The following is a 21,050-nucleotide window of genomic DNA, read 5'->3' on the forward strand; positions in this document are numbered from 1 at the left end:
TCTCCCCCTCGGGGAGAGGGTTGGGTGAGGGGCAGGGGCCTCGCAGAGGGGTGCGGCTCGGTGAGACACCCGCCCCTCACCCCGACCCTCTCCCCGAGGGGGAGAGGGAGGTGGATGCTGCTCACGCCGCCGCCTTCAGGGTGGAAGCGCGGCAGATCAGCACGCGGCCGCCGCTGATCTTCACCGGCACGGTCGGCGTGCAGCCCTTGTCCTCGCCCAGCGCCTCGCCGGTCGTCAGGCTGATCCGCCAATTGTGCAGCGGGCACGCCACCGCGCCGCCATGGACGATGCCCTGGCTCAGCCGCCCATGCTTGTGCGGGCAACGGTCGAGCAGCGCGAAGACGCTGTTCTCGCCGGTGCGGAAGACGGCGATGTCATCGCCACCCTCGACCTGCACCGTGCGGCTGCCGCGCAGGGGGATTTCCTCGACCCAGCCGATATCCAGCCACTCGCCCATCATGCCATTTCTCCCATCATTTCCCTGGCGGGCTGAAAGCGCGCCATCGGCGCATGGATCTCGCGTTCGGCCCCGGCGACCCGCGCCGCCCAGGGATCGTCTTGCGAGAAGCTCTGCGAGAAGAAGAAGCGGCGGGCGAGTTCGGCCCGCGCCTCCTCGTCGGGCAGCAGGCGCGACTGGATATAGGCCAGCCCGACCCGCTCGATCCACGGCGCGGTGCGCTCCAGATAGCGCGCCTCCTCGCGATAGAGCTGGATGAAGGCCGCGCACATCTCCATCGCCTCCGCCTCGGTCGCCACCTTGCAGAGCAGGTCGGTGGCGCGGACCTTGATCCCGCCATTGCCGCCGACGTGCAGCTCGTAACCGCTGTCGACGCAGACCACGCCGAAATCCTTGATCGTCGCCTCGGCACAGTTGCGCGGACAGCCCGACACCGCGATCTTGAACTTGTGCGGCATCCACGAGCCCCAGGTCGCCCGCTCCAGCTTGACGCCGAGGCCGGTCGAATCCTGCGTGCCGAAGCGGCACCATTCGGAGCCGACACAGGTCTTCACGGTACGGAGCGACTTGCCGTAGGCATGGCCCGACACCATCCCCGCCGCGTTCAAATCGGCCCAGACGGCGGGCAGATCCTCCTTCTTGATGCCGAAGATGTCGAGCCGCTGGCCGCCCGTCACCTTGACCATCGGCGCGTTGAACTTCTCGACCACATCGGCGATCGCGCGCAGCTCCTTGGGGCTGGTGATGCCGCCCCACATGCGCGGCACGACCGAATAGGTGCCGTCCTTCTGGATGTTGGCGTGCATCCGCTCGTTGACGAAGCGGCTCTGCTGATCATCGACATATTCGCCGGGCAGCGCGCAGAGCAGATAATAGTTGAGCGCGGGGCGGCACGACGAACAGCCATCGGGGGTCGACCAGTGCAGCTTCTGCATCACCTCGGGGATCGAGCGCATATTCTGCGCGACGATTTCGCGGCGGACATCGTCGTGACCGAAGCTGGTGCATTTGCACATCGTCTTCGGCCCCGCCTCGACCTCGCCGCCCAGGCGGATCGCCAACAGGCTCTCGACGATGCCGGTGCACGAGCCGCAGCTCGCCGACGCCTTGCAGCCCGAGCGGACCGCATCCAGGCTGTGCGCGCCACCGTCGATGCAGGCGAAGACCTTGCCCTTGGTCACGCCGTTGCAGCCGCAGATTTCCGCATCGTCGGAAAGCGCCGCAACGGCCGCCTTAGGGTCCGCGGAGGCGCCCCCCTGGGCAAAGGCCTGTCCGAAGATCAGCGCGTCGCGAATGTCGCCGACGCTCTCGCCCTTCTTGAGCAGGTCGAAATACCAGTTGCCGTCGGCGGTGTCGCCGTACAGCACCGCGCCGACGATCCGGTCGTCCTTGACCACCACCCGCTTGTAGATGCCACGCGCCGCGTCGCGCAGGACGATGTCCTCCGCCCCGTCGCCGCCGCCGAAATCGCCCGCCGAAAAGACGTCGAGCCCGGCGACCTTCAGCTTGGTCGCCGTCGCGGTGGGGCGATAGCCCGAGGGCGCGCCGGTCAGCGCATCGGCCAGGCTGCGGCACATGTCCCAGAGCGGTGCGACCAGGCCGTAAACCTGTCCGTCATGCTCGACACACTCGCCGACCGCCAGGATGCGCGGATCGGAGGTGACCATATGGTCGTCCACCTTGATCCCGCGCCCGACCTCAAGACCCGCCGCGCGGGCGAGCGCGACCGAGGGGCGGATGCCGACCGCCATCACGACCAGGTCAGCGGGGATTTCGCGCCCGTCCTTCAGGCGGATCGCCTCGACCTTGCCGTTGCCGACGATCTCGGCGGTGTCGGCGCCGGTCAGCACGGTCTGGCCGCGCGCCTCCAGCGCCTGTTTCAGCAGCCAGCCCGCCGCCTCGTCCAGCTGCCGCTCCATCAGCGTTGGCATCAGGTGGAGGACGGTGACTTTCATGCCCCGAAGCGACAGGCCATGCGCGGCCTCCAGACCGAGCAGGCCACCGCCGATCACCACCGCGCTGCCGCCCCGTTCGGCGGCGGCCAGCATATGCTCGACATCCTTCATGTCGCGGAAGCTGATGACGCCGGGCAGGTCGTGGCCGGGCACCGGGATGATGAACGGGTCGGAGCCGGTCGCGATCAGCAGCCGGTCATAGTCCAGCACCATGCCGCTCTTCGCGGTGACGGTCCGGCCCTCGCGATCGATCGCGGTGACAGGATCGCCGCTGACCAGAGTGATGCCGTTATCGGCATACCAGTCGAGCCCGTTGATGACGATCTCGTCGAACGTCTTTTCCCCCGCCAGCACGGGCGACAGCATGATCCGGTTGTAATTCACCAGCGGCTCGGCACCGAAGATGGTGATGCGGTAGCGGTTGGGATCGCGTGCCAGCAATTCCTCGACCGCACGGCATCCGGCCATGCCGTTGCCAATGACGATAAGGTGCTCGCGGGTATCGGTCGCCGCGACGACGGGGGTGTGTTCCATCAGATGGTCCAGTCCAGTTGGAGCCAGAATTTCTTGGTGTCCGTGCCGAAGCGATCCGCCTGGTAATCGGCGTAGCGCAGCGAGGCGGTGGTGCGGCCGACCTTGCCTTGCGCCAGCAGGTCGATCTCATTGCCGTAATGGCGGACCAGGCGGTCGCTCTCGAAACGGTGCCAGACGGCGGACAGGCTGACCGCCTTGACCGCACCGACCTGCTTCCAGCCCCAGCCGGTGCTGGCATAGAGGTCGCGGATGCCGTCGGGCGGGGTGGTGGTGAACTTGTCGGCCCAGCCCTGGAACTTGAAGATCGAGGACAAGGGCGTCTGGAAGCTGGTCAGTGCCTGGCCCCCCAACGGTCCCTTATCCGCGCCCAGCACTTCGTAACCGCCGCCCAGACGCGGGCCGTTCAGGTCCAGCGCGAGATCGGCCAGCCAGTAATCGGCCGCATAGCGGTTGGGATTGCGGTGATAGTCCGACTGGCGCGCCCAGCTCGTCTGATAGGACAGCTTGGCCTTGCCGATCGGCCGCATGCCCGAAAGGCGCGTGCCATAGGTCTGGCTGGACAGGCGAAAGCCCTGCACCGCCGCCTCATCCTCGTCGATCAGATAGGCAAAGCCGGTCAGCGTACCGATCGGCGAGGCCCAGCCCAGATTGGCGAGGACGGTGTTGCCGCCGACCGAGCGGGGCCGCACGCCGGTCCCGTCGATGCCCCAGACGGTGCGGACGCCCCAGACATAGCTGACATCCGCCTTCACACCCTTCACCGGCACGATCTCGGCGCGCACCGCGTCGAAGGTCTGGCCGTTGTTGCGGATCGCGGCCTGGCCGACGAAACGCTCGTCGTCCAGCGTGATGCGCTGCCGCCCGACGGTCAGGGTCAGCGGGGCCGACTTGTACTGCACCTGGGCGCGGTACAGGCCGATGCTCTGCGGATCGCCGATCAGCGGGCGGCTGGCATCGGGGTGCACGCCGTCGAAATAGTCGGGCACGATGGCCAGATTGCCCTGCGCCTCCGCCAGGGCCGACCAGCGGCCCGAGGTGGCGGCCACCCCGGTGCGGATGCGGGCGGTGACCGCATCCGAGGTCCGGGGCAGGCCGTCCTGGTCCACCTGCTCCCAGCGCAGCCGGGCATCGACGAGCGGCTTCAGCGTCACCGTCTGCGCGGCGGCCGGGGCCGCGATCAGGGCGGAGGCCGACAGGAGGAAGAGGGCGGGGCTGCGCATCGTCATCAGATCCGCACGCCTTCGGCCGCGCCCCAGGTCCGGCGCCACCGGCCCTTGACCGTCAGCAGCCCGGTCAGCGCGACCAGCGCCAGCGCGGCGAAGATCAGGAAGCCGCCGGAAAAGCTGCCGGTCCATTGCTTGGCCAGACCCAGCGAGGAGGCGAGGTAGAAGCCGCCAATGCCGCCCGCCATGCCGACCAGACCGGTCATCACGCCGATCTCGGCCGAGAAGCGCTGCGGCACGAGCTGGAACACCGAGCCGTTGCCGACGCCGAGCGCCAGCATCGACAGGACGAACAGCGCCAGCGAGGCCGCAAACCCGTCGACCATCGCCACGCCCGTCAGCGTCACGGCGGCGGCGGCGAACACCGCCATCAGCGCCTTCACGCCGCCGATCGCATCGGCCAGCGCCCCGCCCATCGGCCGCACCAGCGAGCCCGCAAAGACGCAGGCGGCGGTGGCATAGCCCGCCTGCACCGGGGTCAGGCCGAAGCGATCGGTGAAATAGATGGGCAGGCTGGCGGCGAGCCCGACGAACCCGCCAAAGGTGACGGCGTAGAAGCCCATCAGCCACCAGGCATCGGCCTGACGCAGCGGCGCCAGATATTCGACGAACCGGCGCGGCGGCGGCGCGCCGGGCGCGTCCTTGGCCATCACCATATAGACCAGGAAGACGATGCCCAGCGGAATGCAGGCCAGACCCAGCACCGCGTTCCAGCCGAACAGCTTGGCGAGCGCCGGGGCGAACAGCGCGGCGAGCACCGTACCCGAATTGCCCATGCCCGCCAGGCCCATGGCCTTGCCCTGATGCTCGGGCGGATACCAGCGGCTGGCGAGCGGCAGGGCGATCGCGAAGCTGGCGCCCGCAAAGCCCAGGATGACGCCCAGCGCCAGCGTGCCGCCGAAGCTGCTGACGCCCAGCGCCCAGGCGGAGAACAGGCCGGCGATCACGATGATCTGGCTGATCGCGCCTGCGCGCTTCGGCCCGATCCGGTCGACCAGCAGGCCGTTGACCACGCGCAGGATCGCGCCCGCCAGCGTCGGCACCGCGACCATCACGCCCTTTTGCGCCGGGGTGAGGGCGAGGGTGGCCGAAATCTGCGGCGCGAGCGGCCCGAGCAGCACCCAGACCATGAAGGCCAGATCGAAATACAGAAAGGCCGCGATCAGGGTCGGCGTATGTCCGCTTGACCAGAAGCCGCCGTCATCCGCTGCCTTTCCTGTCTTGCTGTCGTCCCAGAATGCCGTCGCCATCGTGCTTTCTCCCCCTGATCCGGGCCCAAACGGAAAAAGCCGCCAGGACGTGGACCCGTGGGTCACATCCTGGCGGCTTCGTTGCCTCCAAGCGGAACGCGCGCCTCAGCCCGCTTCCGCCAGCGTGCTACCCCGTCGTTGGAGCGGCATTCGCTGCTATCTCGTGCCCGACGCCATTGCCGGGCGAATGGAAAATTGCCTGATTCGCGGTCCCGGCGCAAGTCCCTTTCGCAATCGCAGCAATCGATCCTCCCTCGCGCCGGGAAGGGGCGTCAGGGCAATCCCGCCAGATACCCCGGAATGTCATCCGGATCGAAGGCGCGGCCGTCGAAGAAGCGGTCGCTGCCCAGCACCAGCCGTCCCTGCGTCGAGCCCGCGCCGATCGGCTCGACCAGCGCGCCCTCCAGCTTGGAGCTGGCGCCGGGCAGCGGCGCGCCTGATCCGGCCAGCGCGGCGCGGTAGAGATCGGAGCGGAACACGCCCTGCGCGGTCGCGGCATCCTGCGCGGAGAAGGGCAGCCCCTCCCACCGCACCATCTGGGCGTAGAGCCAGGCCGCCTGGCTGCGCCACGGGAAGTTCGCCGCCTCGCGATACTGGAACATGAAGTCGGGATAATGGACCGGCTCGCCGCCGGGCACGACGCGGATGCGGTCGGTGATCGCCCGCAGGACCGCATCGACCGGCGCGTCCAGATATTCGCGGCGCGACAGGATCGTCGCGCTCTGTTCGACCGTCTCGGGATCGACGAAATGCGCGGCCGCCGCGTGGAGCGCGCGGATCAGCCGGAGAACGCCGTCGCGGCGCTCCTCCGCCCGGTCGCCGCGCAGCGCCAGCACCTTCTCCACCCCGCGTCGCCAGATCTGCGCGGTGGCGAGGGCGATCCGGCCCACGCCGCGATCGACCGCGATCGAGTTCCACGGCTCGCCGACACAGATGCCGTCCACCTCTCCGGCGGCCAGCGCGTCGGCGGCGAAGGGCGGGCTGGTGACCAGGATCTCGACATCGGCGTCGGGCCGGATGCTGACCCCCGCCAGCCAGTAGCGCAGCATGTAATTATGGCTGGAATAGCGATGCACCACGCCGAAGCGAAGCGGCCTGCCCGCATCCCGGCGCTGTTCGGCCACGCCCTTCAGCGCCGCGCCGATCGCCACCGGATCGCCCAGAGTCTCGCCCAGGCCCACCGCCTCGCCCAGCGCGGTCGAAAAGGTGATCGCATTGCCGTTCAGGCCCAGCGCGAAGGGCACCGCCATCGGCACCGCCGGACGGTCGCGCCCCAAGGCGGTGGAGATGGCGAGCGGCGCGACCAGATGCGCGGCGTCGGTATGGCCATAGAGCAATCGGTCGCGCACCGCCGCCCAGGTCACGTCGCGGACCAGTTCGATCTCGACCGCCTCGGCCTCGGCAAAGCCCAGTTCGCGCGCCAGGATGGGCAGGGCGGCATCGACCAGCGGCAGAAAGCCGATACGGAACGTCTCGGCGGTCATGGCAGGTCTCCCATCAACTGCTCGCTGGTCACGATCGCCTCGGCCACGTCGGCGATGCGGCGGTTGGTGGTCATGGCATGGCTGCGCAGCAAGGCATAGGCGGCGGGTTCGTCCAGCCCGCGCCGCCGCATCAGGATCGCCTTGGCCCGGTCGATCACCTGCCGGTCGGCCAGCGCGGTCCGCGCCTCGGCCAATTCGGTCTGGAGCCGGGAAAAGGCCTGGAAGCGGCGGACGGCCAAGTCGAGGATCGGCTTGATCCGTTGCTTGGCCAGGCCGTCGACGACATAGGCGGACACGCCCGCATCGACCGCCGCCATCGTCGCCTCGGGCTCCGACTGGTCGACGAACATCGCGATCGGCCGGTCGAGCGCGCGCGACATGGCGAAGAAATCCTCCAGCACGTCGCGGCTGGGATTTTCCAGGTTGATCAGGACCACCTCGGGCGCGGCGCGTTCGACCTGCGCGGCCAGCGGCCCGCCGGGGTCGATCACCACCAGATCGGTCAGCCCAGCCTCGCGCAGCCCGTCCGAGATGATCGCCGCGCGCGTGCTGCTGGTATCGATAATCGCGATCCGCATGGCGGCTTAGTGCCGCGTCGCCGGGCTTGCGACAAGAGGGGCAGACGCGATCCCGCGGCTACGGGCGAAAGCCGCTTGCCATCGCATATGTCGGACTATATCGCTGTCATCAATAGCCGGACAAAATCATGGCTTTATCATAGGGAGGACGCCAAGCATCATGCGCCAGCCGCGCCGATTCCGGAGCCTGTGCGCCTTGCGTCCTGCGCTGCTGGGCATGGCCCTGCTTTCGATGCCCATCGATCCCGTTGCCGCACAGCACATGGCCCTGTCGGGCGATGTGGTGCCCGCCCATGATCCGGTCCTGATCCGCGAAGGCTTGGATTATCATAGCTATTCGACCGGGCAGCGGGGCCGGGTGCCGCTGGTCGCGCGGCGGTCCCGCGATTTGCGGCACTGGACCGCACTGCCATCGCCATTGGCCGCCATCCCCGACTGGGCGCTGGCGGCGGTGCCCGGCGCGCGCGAGATGTGGGCGCCCGACATTGCGCGGGTCGGGGGGCGCTATCGGCTTTATTACTCGGTGTCGCGTTTCGGCCAGCAGCAATCGGTGATCGGGCTGGCGACCTCTGCCACGCTCGATCCGGCGAGCCCGGCCTATAGCTGGCGCGACGAGGGGTCGGTCGTCGCGTCGAAGGCGGGCGACGCCTATAACGCGATCGATCCCGCCTTCGCCCGCGACCGGCAGGGGGGCGAGTGGCTGGCCTTTGGCAGCTTCTGGGGCGGCATCCAGCTGATCCGGATCGACCCGCACACCGGCAAGGCCATGCCCGGCGCGGTCCCGAAACCCATCGCACGACGTGGACCGGGCGAGGGGGCGGGCGGCGCGAATGCGATCGAGGCGCCGTTCATCGTCGATCATGGCGGCTGGTACTGGCTGATCGTCTCGTTCGACCTATGCTGTCGCGGCGTGAAGAGCAGCTATCATCTGGCCGTCGGGCGGTCGCGCGTGATCGAGGGGGCCCTATGTCGACCGTGCGGGGCGCGCGATGCTGGATGGCGGCGGGACGGTGCTGTTGCAGGCGGATGCGGCGGGGCGCGACCGGTTTCGCGGGCCGGGCCATGCCGGTGTCCTGCACGATCGCGGCGGCCGCGACTATCTGATCCATCATGCCTATGACGCGGCGGCGGGGGGAGCCCCTACGCTGCGCATCGCCCGGTTGCGCTGGGACGCGGCGGGCTGGCCCTTCATCGGAAAGGAAAACCCATGACCCAGATCGAGATGACCCGGCGCGCTCTGGTCGCGGGAGGCGCCGCGCTGGCCGCCGCGCCGCTTCTGGCGCGGGCCGGTGCCGCCGGGGGCGAGCGGGTGCGCAATCCGCTGATCCGCCAGCGCGCCGATGCGCAGATCGCGCTTCAGGACGATGGGCTCTACACCTTCATGGCCTCGGTCCCCGAATATGACCGGGTGGTGCTGCGTCGGGCAAAGACCATCGCCGGACTGGCGACCGCGCCCGAAACGGTGCTGTGGCGGCGGCCCGCATCGGGTCGGATGGCGGGGCATATCTGGGCGCCCGAAATCCATCGGATCGACGGCCGCTGGTATGTCTATGTCGCGGCGGGTGACGGCGGCGACGTGTTCCATATCCGCACCTATGTCCTGCAATGCGACGGAGCAGATCCGGTGATCGGCCGCTGGTCGGTGCTCGGCCAGCTGGAGACGCCGTGGGATACGTTCACGCTCGATTCGACCAGCTTCGTCCATCGCGGCACCCGCTATCTGGCCTGGGCGCAGAAGGAGCCGGGGATCGACACCAATTCCAACCTGTATCTGGCGCCGATGGCGACGCCGACCACGCTGGCGGCGCGGCCGACCCGGCTGACCGTGCCGACGCTGCCCTGGGAGATACAAGGGTTCAAGGTGGCCGAGGGACCTGCGCCGCTGATCCGCAACGGCCGCGTCTTCATGACCTATTCGGCCAGCGCCACCGATGCGCGCTATTGCATGGGCATGCTGACCGCGCGCGACGATGCCGACCTGATGGACCCCGCCGCCTGGACCAAGTCGCCCGAGCCGGTGTTCCGCACCGACGCCGCGCGCCACATCTACGGTCCCGGTCATAACAGCTTCACCGTCGACCGGGCGGGGGGCGATGTGCTTGTCTATCACGCGCGCGATTATGAGAAGATCAGCGGCGATCCTCTCTACGACCCCAATCGCGACACCCGCGTCCAGCGTTTCGGCTATCGCGCCGATGGGACGCCTGATTTCGGACGGCCGCTGGCCAATGGCCCGACCTTGGTATGATTCGGGTCATTAAGACCGACAAGTCAGGCTAGGCTCCGCCTCTCGGGGTTTCGCTCGGGCGGACTCAAACTTGCGGCGACGGATCAATCGCATGAGCGATTGTTCGCGCTAACATGCCGTTGCCCTCTTTGCGCCCTGGTGTTGCGAAAAATCAACGGACCAGATCGTCTTTCATAATTCGTTCATCCACGGCTTGACGATTGCGAAGGATAGTCAGACAAATGCTCCCGAAGGCGACACCGAAAACTCGGGTCCGATGAGGGGAGAGGTTATGAAGCATCACATTCTGCTGCTGTCGGTCGCACCGATCGCGCTGCTGGCGGCGCCCGCCCAGGCGCAGACCGCCGCGCCCGCGACCAAGGCCCAGACGACCGATCCCAACGTCCCGGTCGAGGCGCAGACCGCCGTCGGGATCGAGCAGGATCTTTCCGAAGTCCCCAATCGCAGCCCGGTCCAGGCCTCGACTACTGGCCTGGAGGACGATCAGGCCGATCCCCGCGACATCGTCGTCACCGGCTATCGCGCCAGCCTGGGCAGCGCGCAGGCGATCAAGCGCAACTCGGATGCGATCCTCGACGCCATCGTGGCGCAGGACATCGGCAAGTTGCCCGACAATACGGCGGCCGAATCGCTGGCGCGCGTGACCGGCATCCAGGTCAGCCGGTACAGCGACGAAGTGACCCAGGTGCTGGTCCGCGGCCTGCCCGACGTGGCGACGACCTTCAACGGCCGCGACATCTTCACTGCCGAGAATCGCCGCGCCGCACTCCAGGATTTTCCGTCGGGGGCTCTGGCGGGTCTGGAAGTATATAAGTCCGGCACGGCCGATCTGCTCGAGCCGGGACTGGCCGGCCTCATCAATGTGCGGTCGCGTCGCCCCTTCGACTTCGAAAAGGGTCTGACCATCGCGGGCGGCGTGCGCGGAACCTATAACGACCAGAGCAAGAAGTTCGACCCGCTGGGCAATCTGCAGATCAGCCAGCGTGCGGACACCGCGATCGGCGAAATCGGCTGGCTCATCAACGCCGCCTATACCCAGGCCCAGTATCGCAACGCGGTGCGCTGGGCCGATGGCTTCGTCACCAAGCCCAGCGACGGTACGACGATCAGCCCCAGCTCGGTCGGGCGGGCCTGGTCGATCCCGGCGGCGGTCGGCGTCTATAATGACGGCGGCAAGCGCTGGCGTCCGGCGATGAATGCCAGCGTTCAGTGGCGTCCGGCGCACAATCTGGAACTCTATTACGACTTCCTCTACCAGAGCTATCGCGGCGAGATCGGCAATGACTGGCTGCGCGTGCCGCTCGTCGACGGCAATCCGACGCTGAGCAATGTCGTCCTGCGGGAAGGCCAGCCGCTTCAGGTCGACAGCCTGACCAAGACCGGCGGCGTCCGGCCCGAAGCCTATCGCAGCACCGCCAAGGCCTATACCGACACCTATCAGGTGGCGGGCGGCGCCAAATGGGATATCGGCGACGCGCATCTGTCGACCGACCTGGCCTATACCACGTCGCAATATGGCAGCGACGAATGGAGCTTCGACAGCGCCTTTTCGCGCGCGCCGACCGCGGACGTGCGCTTCTTCGTCGAAAATGGTTCGTCCTTCAGCCTGCCCGGTTTCGATCCGGCCGATCCCAAAAACTATATCTGGCGCGGTTATTTCGAGAGCACCTATCGCGTGCAGGGCAAGGGGTGGCAGTGGCGCGCCGATCTCGATTACCAGACGAACCTGTCGCTGATCCCGAAATTGCAGTTGGGCGTGCGGTGGACGGACCGCGACGCCTCGCTGCGCCGGGGCAACCGCTATGCCTATACGGAATGGCTGGCCATCCCGCTGAACCAGACGCCGACCGGGGATCTGGCGCTGACCCAGAACGCCTTCCGGGGCAATCAGGGCTTTACCAGCTGGCTGATGCCGACGCGGGACGGGATCGCGGGCAATGCCCCGGCGCTGCGCCAATATGCCTTCGAGGCGTTGCAGCGGATCGTCGCGGGCAATCCGACCGACCAGGGCTATCGCGACGCGCTCAACCGCTTTGCCTCGCCCGAGGTGCAGCTCGATCCGCTGGCCACCTTCCTGGCGCGCGAGAAGACCTATGCCTTTTACGGCCAGGCGAAATATGAGTTCGACATCGGATCGGTCCGCTTCGACGGTCTGGTCGGCACGCGGGTGGTCAACACGGTCGGGCGGTATAGCGGTGTGTCCAGCGTGACCTTCAACGGCGTCACCCGTGCCGAGCCGCGCAACACCAAGGCCAATTATGTCGACATCCTGCCGAACATCAGTCTGCGCATTCGCCCGACGGAAAAGCTGCAGGTGCGTTTCGGCTGGACGATCACCCGTACCAAGCCCGAATTCAGCCAGCTGAACCCGGCCATCTATATCAGCCAGAATACCGCGACGCCGGTGCCCAACCCCGTGCCCGATACCCGCTTCGCGCCGGGGCTTCAGGGGCGGCCCGATGCCTATGGCGATGGCGGCAATCCGGGGCTTCAGCCGCTGACCTCGAAGAATTACGATGCGACGGTCGAATATTATTTCTCGCCCACCGCCTCGATTACCGCGGCCGTTTTCTACCGCGACCTGAAGGGCTTCATCAGCAACTATACGAACCGCACGATCGACCCCGTCTATGGCCTATTGGAGATCAGGCGGCCCGAAAATGCGGGCAAGGGACGTATCAAGGGCTTCGAACTGGGGGGGCAGACCTTCTTCGACTTCCTGCCGGGCCTGTGGAGCGGCTTTGGCGTGCAAGCCAACACCACCTATCTGCAAGGCGAACAGCAATATCCGGCCAATGTGTTCGCCAATGTCGGCGGCACGACGCCCCCGCCATTCGTCCCGATCCCCAACCTGTCGCGCTGGACCTACAATGTCGCGCTCTTCTATGAAAAGGGCGACGTGTCGACCCGCCTGTCGTGGAACAACCGCGATGCGTATCTGAACAGCAACTTCGTCAATGCGCAGGGCGTCTATAATGGCGAAGGGACGGTTCGCATCCAGCGCCTCGACTTCTCGTTCAACTACAACATCACCAAGGAAGTGACGATCGCGGTCGACGCGGCCAATCTTCTGGCGCAGCCGTTCAACAATTACGCGCAATATGGCGACGGCCTGGTCTATCCGCGCGATATTCGCGACGAAGGCCGCTATTATGGCGTAGGTGTCCGCTTCCGGTTCTGACGGTCGCCCCCTGGTGGACAGGCATGGAAAACCCCGCCGATCGGCCGATCGGCGGGGTTTTTTGTCATGTGGGAAGGATCATACCAGCGCGTTGCGGCGGATCAGTTCCTTGTACCAGCGCGCGGACAGCTTGGGGGTGCGCTTCTGGGTGGCGAAGTCGACATAGTGAATGCCGAACCGCTTGCCATAGCCGTCGGCCCATTCGAAATTGTCCATCAGGCTCCAGAGGAAATAGCCCTTGAGCGGGAATCCCTCGGCCGCCGCGCGGCGGAACTGGCCCAGATAGTTGCGCAGATACATGATCCGGTCGCCGTCATCGACCGTGCCGGAGCCGTTCAGCACGTCATCGGCCGAAGTGCCGTTTTCCGAGATGTAGATCGCCTTGGGCTTCCACAGCTCGCTGGCCGCGCGGACGCCCCAATAGGCGGCCTCGGGGCCGACATAGAGCCAGGGCGAGGCCATGCGCGGCGACTGGGGCAGATGGGGCAGGGGGACGTAGCCGCGCGGATCGCTCGCATCGGCCTTCACGAAGGTCGGCGTGTAGATGTTGAGCGCGACGAAATCGAGCGGGCTGCCGATCGCGGCCATGTCGCCCGCCTGCACCTTGGGCGCATCCGCCCCGGCTGAGGCGAGATAGCTGTCGATATAGCGGCCTTCCATGACGGCGGTCAGGAACATCGCATTCTCGTCGCGCATCGCCTTCTTGGTCGCCTCGATATGCTCGGGCGTCTCGATGACGGGGACGAAGATGCTGGCATTGTCGGCGATGCCGACCTCGGTCCCCGCCTTGGCATGGGCGCGGATCGCCTGCACGCCCAGGCCGTGCGCCAGGACCCCGTGATGGCGGACCTGGTTCACCTGTGCGGGGGGCAGCTTCAGGCCCGGTGCGTGGATTCCGACCATATGGCCCAGATCGGTGAAGCAGCGCAGCTCGTTGACCGTCATGAAACGGTGGACGCGGTCGGACAGCTTGCCCGCCATGAAGCCCGCATAATCGGCAAACGCCTTGGCCGTGTCGCGATTCTGCCAGCCGCCGGGCAGCGCCTGGGGCAGGTCCCAGTGGAACATGGTGACATTGGGCTGGATCCCCGCTGCCAGCAGCGCGTCGATGACGCGGTTATAATAGTCGAGGCCCTTCTGGTTGACCTTGCCGCGCCCCTCCGGGAAGATACGCGACCAGGCGATCGACATGCGATAGGCCTTCACGCCCAGATCGCTGAGCAGCGCGATATCGTCCTTGTAGCGGTGATAGCTGTCGCAGGCGACGTCGCCGGTGTCACCATTGGCGACCTTGCCCGGCGTGTGCGAGAACACGTCCCAGTTGGTCAGCCCGCGCCCATCCTCCTTGACCGCGCCCTCGATCTGATAGGCGGCGGTGGCGCAGCCCCAGAGGAAGTCCTTGGGAAAGCTCAGATCGGCGGTCTGCGCGGCGGCGCGTGCGGCGGCCAGCGTGCCGCCGCCGGTGGCGAGCGCGGCACCGCCCATCGCCATGCCGGTCTTCATGAAATCACGACGATCCATCGAATGTCCTTTTGTCCTGAAATCGAATTTTGCAGAAACTTGGTGAACCCGGGCTGTCAGCGTGCCGGGGCGGGCGGCCGGGTCAGGTCGCTGGCTAGCCAGACCAGCGGCGCGTTCCAGTTGATCGCGACCTCGTTATGCGCATAGGCGCGCGCATCGTCGATCCAGCAGCGCTGGCCCACGCAATGCCCCTTCATCGGCGCGGAGGCGGGTTCGGGAAAGACGGTGCTGTTGGCCCCGCCGCTCAGCACGCCGGGCGGCGGTCCGGGCATGCGGGCATCCATCTGATGCGCCCAGAAACGGTGATGCGGGTTCTTCATGGGCTTCCATCCGAAGCCGCTGACATAGCTCTGGTCGAGCGGATTGCGGCCCAGCACATAGTCCATCGTGTCGACCGCCGCGTCGCGGTAGCGGGCCTGCCCGGTGAAGCGCGCGGCCAGCGCCAGGATCATGCCTCGGCCCAGAATGCCGCTGTTCGATCCCCAGTGATAGGCGGTGTCGGCAAAGGGGATGTGATAGCCCGACCGCGCTTCCTCGGCCAGGAAGCGGTCGGCCAGTGCCACCAGCTTGGCGCGCGCGGCGGCGCGTTCGGCGGGGGCCACCCCGGTCGCGGTCGCCAGCGTGATCGTGCCCAGCGCGGCGGTGCTGCCCCAGCTCGGCTCGGCGGTCAGCGGCGCGGCATGGAGCGGCATCGCGTGCAGCGCCTCGGCCAGTTCGGGCACCCCGGTCGCGGCATAGAGTTCGGCGGTCGCCCAATAGAGTTCGTCGGACAGCTCGCCATCGCCGTAACCGCCGCTGCCGTTGAAGTCCTGCGCGGCATAGATGTCGGGATTGCGCCGCGCCGCGCGATACGCCTTGCCCGCCGCGACCAGGCAGCGTCTGGCGAAGGCGTCGTCGATCCCGCGCCAGATGCGCGCGCATTGCGCCGCCGTCGCCGCCAGGTTCAGCGTCGCGGCGGTGCTGGGCGGATAGAGCAGCCGCTCCTCATGATCGTCGGCGGGCGCGGTGGGCAGCGCCGTCCAGTTGCGGTCGGCGATCTTGTGATGTGCCATCCCGCCCGAATCGACCGGCGTCAGCTGCTTGACGCGCCCGGCCTGCCGCCCGACCGGCAGCGCCAGCGTCTGGCCGTCGGGCACCTGCATCGCCAGCAGGAAGCGCATTTCCCACGCCGTCTCGTCCAGCAGGTCGTTGATCCGGTTCCCGGCCTCGGGCAGCGCGGCGGCGCCATCGGGGAAGGGCGGCGACGCGGCATCGACCTCATAGAGATTTTGCAGCATCCACAGCGCGATGCCGCCATTGACGACATATTTGCCCTGGTCGCCCGCATCATACCATCCGCCGGTGACATCCAGCTTATAGGGGCAGCCCGGCCAGACGGTGCCCGCCAGATCCGCCCCCTTGAAGCAGGTCACGACTTCCTTCGTATGACCGGCGGCCCGCGCCCATTGCGGCCCGCCGGCGAAACGCGCCTCGATCGGCACGCCTGCGCGCTGCTGGTAGAAAAAGTTCAGTGCGGCGCGCGCCAGCGGGGCATAGACGCCTGCGTCGACGGTGAAGACGGGGCTGGTCCGCCCGTCCACCTGAAGCCGGTAGCGGCCCGGCGCGGCGAAGCGGCCGAAATCGATCTGGTGAACCGTGTCGCCCGAGGCGGCATCGGGGCCGAAGGGGGTGGTCCGCCCCTCCGCCACCGTCGCGCCGCTCTCGTTCAACAGCCGCCAGGGCAAGGGCTGCATGCCGTCATGCGCTAGGATGGCGCGCTTGGCGGTGTCGGGGCGAAAACCGATCTGGTTGAGATGGGGCCCCGGCGCGTCGGTCGCACCGATCGCGGCCAGCGCCAGCAGGGGAAGAACGAACCGCTTCACAAGATCACTCCCCGCGCCCGCCCGGTATCGGGGGCGGTGCGCGCAAAATCATAGCCGGTGTCGTCGGCCTTCGACGCCCCCGTCATGCCCGTCATCGCGGGGGCGAGCGGCGAGGGCGCGACCGCGCGCAGGAAATCGCCATGGCTGGGCAGCCGCGCCCCCGTCTCGGCATAGCCCTGATGCATCTGCGCCAGCGCCTGCGCCACCAGATTTTCGTCGAGCGCGTCGGCGGCGGGCTCCCACCCCTGCGGAACCAGCCCCTGGCCCAGGCAGACCGCGACCCAGCTGGGATTGCCGAACAAATCATAGCCTTCGCGGAACAGCCGCCCCTTGCCCGACCACAGCGCCATCTTGCGCGCCAGGCTGTCGGGCACGTCCATGGTGCGCACCCGGTCCCAGAAGGGCGTGTCGCCGCGCCGCGTCGCCTTATAGTGGAGGATGATGAAGTCGCGCACATCCTCGTACAGGTCGTGCATCTGGCGATTGAACTCGTCCCGCTCGGCCGGGTCGAAGCGGGCGTCGGGGAACAGCGCGATCAGCCGCTGGATCGCGGCCTGCACCAGATGGATGCTGGTCGATTCCAGCGGTTCCAGAAAGCCGCTCGACAGGCCCAGCGCCACGACGTTGCGGTTCCAGCTTTGCCGACGCCGCCCGGCGGTGAAGCGCAGCTGGCGCGGATCGCCCAGCAACTCCCCCTCCAGGCTGCCGAGCAGCTGCGCGCGCGCGGCATCGTCGTCCAGATATTCGCTGCAATAGACCAGGCCATTGCCCATCCGGTGCTGGAGCGGGATGCGCCATTGCCAGCCCGCCTGCCGCGCGGTCGCGCGGGTGAAGGGATCGGGTTCGCGCGGGTCGGGCAGCGCGCACGGGGCGGCGACCGCGCGGTCGCAGGGCAGCCACCGGGCATAGCTTTCATAGCCGGTGCCCAGCGCCTCCTCGATCAGCAGGCCACGAAAGCCCGAGCAGTCGATGAACAGGTCGCCCTCGACCCGGCGGCCATCGGCCAGCGTCACCGCCTCGACATAGCCATCCTCGGGGCGCAGCCCGACCGCCTCGATCCGCCCCTCGATCCGCGTCACCCCGCCACGCTCGGCATAGCCGCGCAGATAGCGGGCATAGAGCGAGGCGTCGAAGTGGAAGGCGTAGAACAGCTCGCGGATCGGCGAGCGCGCATCGGGTTTGGCGCGCCCGAACTTGCCCCCACGCGCCGCGACCGCGCTCATCGCCCAGTCGGCGATGTCGGGCAGGGCGGGCGTACGGCTCTTTTCGCGCAGCCAGAGCTGGTGGAAATGGACGCCCTGCAAATCCTGGCCATAGCGTCCGAAGGGGTGGAAATAGCGTTCGCCCCGCTCGCCCCAGTCGACGAACTCGATCCCCAGCTTGAACGTGCCGCCGGTCGCGGCGAGAAACTCATTCTCGTCCAGCCCCAGCATCTGGTTGAAGGTGATGATCGGCGGGATCGTCGCCTCGCCGACGCCGACCGTGCCGATCTCCTCGGACTCGATCAGCGTGACCTGGGTATAGCCGTTGTTGAGCAGCCGCGCGAAGGCGGCGGCGGCCATCCATCCGGCGGTGCCGCCGCCGACGATGACGACCCGGCGGATGCGGTGGTCATGCGATGTCGTCATCGGGCAAGGCGTCTCATCTGGGCGGCCCGCCATTCGGCATGGGCGGGAAGGCGGGGCAGGGCGGCGGCGATGGCGTTGGTGAAGCGGTCCATCATGCCCCGCAACTCGGCGAAGGTCATGGTCTCGGCCAGCGGATCGACGCGACGCGGCAGCACACCCTGACCCAGCAGGATCGCGGCCCAGCTGTCGCGCGCGAACGTCTCTTCCTCATAGAAGGGCAGGCGGCCGCGCTCGGCGAATTGCGCCAGCGTATGCGCCAGGCTGGCGGGCGGCTCGGCATGTGCCACCGCCTGCCACATCGGTTCGGGGCGGCGCGCGGTGCGGTAATGCGCGGCGAGGAAGTCGCGCACCCGCTCGGCCTCGGCCAGGGTCTGGCGGTTGAAATCCGCGCGCTCGACCGGCGCCATGTCCGCATCGGGCAGCATCGCGACCAGCCGGTCGATCGCGCTCAGCGCCAGATGGAGGTTGCACCATTCCAGCGGCTCGACCTGGGTGGCGGCATCGCCGATCGCGACGCAATTGCCGCGCCAGGGCTGGGGGCGGGTGCCGGGGTGGATCGTGACGGGCCGGTCCGGTGTCGCGCCGTCCCCCGCCAGCATCGCGGCGGCCTGCGCATCGGGCAGATGCGCCGAGGCATAGGCGATCCCGACCTGCTCGCCGCTCGACCAGTGCCATCCCGCCGCATGGGCGGTGACGGGGGTGAGCACCGGCGGCCCTTCGCCCCCCTGGCGGCTGCCGAGCAGCACCCGGTCGCAGGGCAGCCAGGCGCTCCAGTCCTGCCGCTCCGCGTCGATCGCGCCGCGCAGCCGCGCCGCCGGTCCGGTCGCGTCGACATACAGGTCGGCGGCCAGCGTCTCGCCGCCGGTCAGCCGGATGCCGGAGAGGAAGCCGCGCACGTCGCAGGCGGCCTCGGCGATCTCGCCGACGGTCTCGCGCACCCCGACATGCAGGGCGAAGGCGCGCATCATCGCGCGGTGCCGGTCCAGGTCGAGCGTCAGGCCATAGTCGTGTGCGGCGAACAGCGTGTCGGGCGTCGGCGGTACGAAGCGCCCCGCCCGCGCGGCTTGCGCGGCGGGGGAAAAGCCGTCGAACGGGGTGGTGCTGCCCTCGCGTGCCGCCCGCACCCAGTGGAGGTGGAAGGCGGCCGGACCGATGGCATGGCCATAGGAGCCATAGGCATGGACGTAATCGGGCAACCCCTCGGCCCAGCCCGCAAAGTGCGTGCCCAGCCGATAGCCCGCCCCGGCGCGCGTCACCCCGTCATCCTCGCCCAGCCCCAGATCGGCCTGGAAACCGGGAAGCGAGGGCAGGGTGCAGGCAATCCGGTCCGCCAGCGCATCGGGCGCGATCGCGGTGGCGAGCAGCGTGACGTCGAGGAACGGCGCGCGTCGCTTGAGCGCGGCGGCGGCGCACCAGCCGGTCAGCCCGCCGCCCGCGACCAGGACTCGCGTGATGGCGCGCGCCGTCATGCCGCCTCCACCATCGGGCAATAGCGTTGCAGGAAGGTGCGGTGATCGGGGCCGCGCGCCGACATCGGCATCGATCTCCGCCCGCAGGTCCGCGACCGCGCGGGTCAGTGCGTCGGCCCTCGCGACATCGGCGCGCGGGTCCCAGCCTTCGGGCAGGATGCCCTGGCCCAGATAGACCGCGATCCAGCTGGCATCCAGGAACACGCCCTCGCGATACTTCACCACCCGCGCCCGCCTGCGCCACAATTCCATCTTCTCGGCCAGGCTGTCCGGGATGGGCATGGTGCGGACATAGTTCCAGAAGGGGGAATCGTCGCGGGTCGTGGCGTGATAATGCAGGATCAGGAAATCGCGGATCCGGTCATATTCCAGGTCGATGATCCGGTTGAACTCGTCGCGGTCCGACGCGGCCATCCCGCGTTCGGGAAACAGCTCGATCAGCGCTGTGATCGCCTGCTGCACCAGATAGATGCTGGTCGATTCCAGCGGCTCCAGAAAGCCGCTGGCCAGCCCTATGGCCACGCAATTGCCGACCCAGCTCCGCCGCCGCCGCCCCGCCTTGAAGCGCAGGAGGCGCGGGCTGGCGAGCGGTTCGCCCTCCACCGCCTGCTCCAGCGCGCGCGACGCCTCGTCGTCGCCGATGAAGTCGCTGGCATAGACATAGCCATTGCCGGTGCGGTGCTGGAGCGGGATGCGCCAGCGCCATCCGGCGGGCATCGCAATTGCGCTGGTATAGGGGGTGACGGCGGTCTCGGTCTGGCACGGCATCGCCACCGCGCGGTCGGTCGGCAGCCATTTCGACCAGTCCTCGAACGGCTCCTCCAGCGTCTGCCCGAGCAGGAGCGAGCGGAAGCCCGAACAGTCGATGAAGAGGTCGCCTTCCACCCTCTCGCCATCCGCCAGCGTGACCGCGCGGATCAGGCCGCTCTCGCCGTCGCGCTCAACATCGACGACCATCCCTTCGGTCCGCACCGCGCCGGCCTCCTCGGCCAGTTGCCGCAGATAGGGGGCGAAGAGCAGCGCATCGAACTGATAGGCATAGCCGAAGGTCGAGGAGAGGTCCTCGCGATCCCGCCCCGGATGGTCAAACCGCCCCGCGCGCGCCAGGGCACAGGCATAGGACAGCCGGTCGAGCGGCGGCGGCGCGTGCCCCTCCCGCGCCAGCCGCGTCCAGTAATGGTGGAAGTCGATCGGGCCCGAACCGCGTCCGAAGGTGCCGAAGGGATGGATATAGCTATCCCCGATCCGGCCCCAGTCGCGAAACTCGATCCCCAGTTTGAACGTCGCGCGGGTGCGCGCCATGAAATCGGCCTCGGCGATGCCCAGTCGTTCGTTGAAGGCGCGGATATGGGGCAGGGTGGCCTCGCCGACGCCGACCACGCCGATCGCCTCGGATTCGATCAGCCGTACCGAACAGCGTCCTGAAACGAGACGCGTCAGCGCGGCGCCGGCCATCCACCCGGCGGTCCCGCCGCCCACGATGACGACCCGCAGCCGATCCGTTGTCACGCTACCATCCCCCCCCTTTTGGCCTCGATTCCCGTGCCAATTTTCCAAGTCATGCCGCGCCTTGGCCCTTGCCGCAATCCGTCGCAATGCGAAGCGTGGCAGGAATGTCGCACCTTGTCCCGGATCGGCCATTTTTAAGATCAGTATCTTG

General features: G+C 68.0%; 13 protein-coding genes and 1 pseudogene. 3 read left to right on the forward strand and 11 right to left on the reverse strand.

Features of this window, described 5'->3' with window-relative positions; genetic code table 11:
- Positions 1 to 121: 121 nt before the first annotated feature.
- The 6 genes from nirD to QE363_RS07730 form a co-directional block, all read right to left on the reverse strand.
- Positions 122 to 460, reverse strand: a complete 339-nt coding sequence (gene nirD, locus QE363_RS07705) for a nitrite reductase small subunit NirD (protein WP_309693939.1) — start codon at positions 458 to 460, stop codon at positions 122 to 124.
- Positions 457 to 2,946, reverse strand: coding sequence for a nitrite reductase large subunit NirB (gene nirB / locus QE363_RS07710; protein WP_309693942.1), 2,490 nt, complete (start codon positions 2,944 to 2,946; stop codon positions 457 to 459). Before nirB ends, nirD begins: the two co-directional genes overlap by 4 nt.
- Positions 2,946 to 4,172 (reverse strand): alginate export family protein, encoded by a 1,227-nt coding sequence (locus tag QE363_RS07715; protein ID WP_405053169.1) that lies wholly within the window; start codon positions 4,170 to 4,172, stop codon positions 2,946 to 2,948. Before QE363_RS07715 ends, nirB begins: the two co-directional genes overlap by 1 nt.
- Positions 4,172 to 5,419, reverse strand: a complete 1,248-nt coding sequence (locus tag QE363_RS07720; protein ID WP_309693944.1) for a nitrate/nitrite transporter — start codon at positions 5,417 to 5,419, stop codon at positions 4,172 to 4,174. The genes QE363_RS07715 and QE363_RS07720 overlap by 1 nt, the downstream gene beginning before the upstream one ends.
- Before the next feature lie 272 nt (positions 5,420 to 5,691).
- Positions 5,692 to 6,903, reverse strand: coding sequence for a CmpA/NrtA family ABC transporter substrate-binding protein (locus QE363_RS07725; RefSeq protein WP_309693947.1), 1,212 nt, complete (start codon positions 6,901 to 6,903; stop codon positions 5,692 to 5,694).
- On the reverse strand, positions 6,900 to 7,481 hold the full coding sequence (locus tag QE363_RS07730; protein WP_307104166.1) for an ANTAR domain-containing response regulator: 582 nt from the start codon (positions 7,479 to 7,481) through the stop codon (positions 6,900 to 6,902). The genes QE363_RS07725 and QE363_RS07730 overlap by 4 nt, the downstream gene beginning before the upstream one ends.
- Positions 7,482 to 7,713: 232 nt before the next feature.
- Between QE363_RS07730 and QE363_RS07735 the strand changes: the two genes are divergently transcribed.
- The 3 genes from QE363_RS07735 (at position 7,714) to QE363_RS07745 (ending at position 12,910) form a co-directional block, all read left to right on the forward strand.
- On the forward strand, positions 7,714 to 8,601 hold the full coding sequence (locus QE363_RS07735; RefSeq protein ID WP_309693952.1) for an arabinan endo-1,5-alpha-L-arabinosidase: 888 nt from the start codon (positions 7,714 to 7,716) through the stop codon (positions 8,599 to 8,601).
- Positions 8,602 to 8,688: 87 nt separating this feature from the next.
- A complete protein-coding gene (locus QE363_RS07740) occupies positions 8,689 to 9,729 on the forward strand; it encodes a glycoside hydrolase family 43 protein (RefSeq protein ID WP_309693954.1) in 1,041 nt (346 codons plus the stop codon).
- A 271-nt stretch (positions 9,730 to 10,000) separates the two neighbouring features.
- Complete coding sequence (locus QE363_RS07745; protein WP_309693957.1) at positions 10,001 to 12,910, forward strand: TonB-dependent receptor; 2,910 nt, start codon at positions 10,001 to 10,003, stop codon at positions 12,908 to 12,910.
- A 78-nt stretch (positions 12,911 to 12,988) separates the two neighbouring features.
- Here the strand turns inward: QE363_RS07745 and QE363_RS07750 are convergent, their stop codons facing one another.
- From QE363_RS07750 to QE363_RS07770, 5 genes and pseudogenes are all read right to left on the reverse strand, one after another.
- Positions 12,989 to 14,431 carry a GH1 family beta-glucosidase gene (locus QE363_RS07750; protein ID WP_309693959.1) on the reverse strand — a complete coding sequence of 481 codons (1,443 nt, stop codon included), beginning with the start codon at positions 14,429 to 14,431 and terminating at the stop codon, positions 12,989 to 12,991.
- A 56-nt stretch (positions 14,432 to 14,487) separates the two neighbouring features.
- Positions 14,488 to 16,293, reverse strand: a complete 1,806-nt coding sequence (locus tag QE363_RS07755) for a glycoside hydrolase family 9 protein (protein WP_309693962.1) — start codon at positions 16,291 to 16,293, stop codon at positions 14,488 to 14,490.
- Positions 16,290 to 17,921, reverse strand: coding sequence for a tryptophan 7-halogenase (locus QE363_RS07760; RefSeq protein WP_309693964.1), 1,632 nt, complete (start codon positions 17,919 to 17,921; stop codon positions 16,290 to 16,292). Before QE363_RS07760 ends, QE363_RS07755 begins: the two co-directional genes overlap by 4 nt.
- Complete coding sequence (locus tag QE363_RS07765; protein ID WP_309693966.1) at positions 17,918 to 19,390, reverse strand: tryptophan 7-halogenase; 1,473 nt, start codon at positions 19,388 to 19,390, stop codon at positions 17,918 to 17,920. Before QE363_RS07765 ends, QE363_RS07760 begins: the two co-directional genes overlap by 4 nt.
- Positions 19,387 to 20,845, reverse strand: a pseudogene (locus QE363_RS07770) (tryptophan halogenase family protein). The gene QE363_RS07765 and the pseudogene QE363_RS07770 overlap by 4 nt, the downstream one beginning before the upstream one ends.
- Positions 20,846 to 21,050 lie beyond the last annotated feature (205 nt).

This window comes from Sphingomonas sp. SORGH_AS_0870, from assembly GCF_031453175.1.
Classification (GTDB): Bacteria; Pseudomonadota; Alphaproteobacteria; order Sphingomonadales; family Sphingomonadaceae; genus Sphingomonas.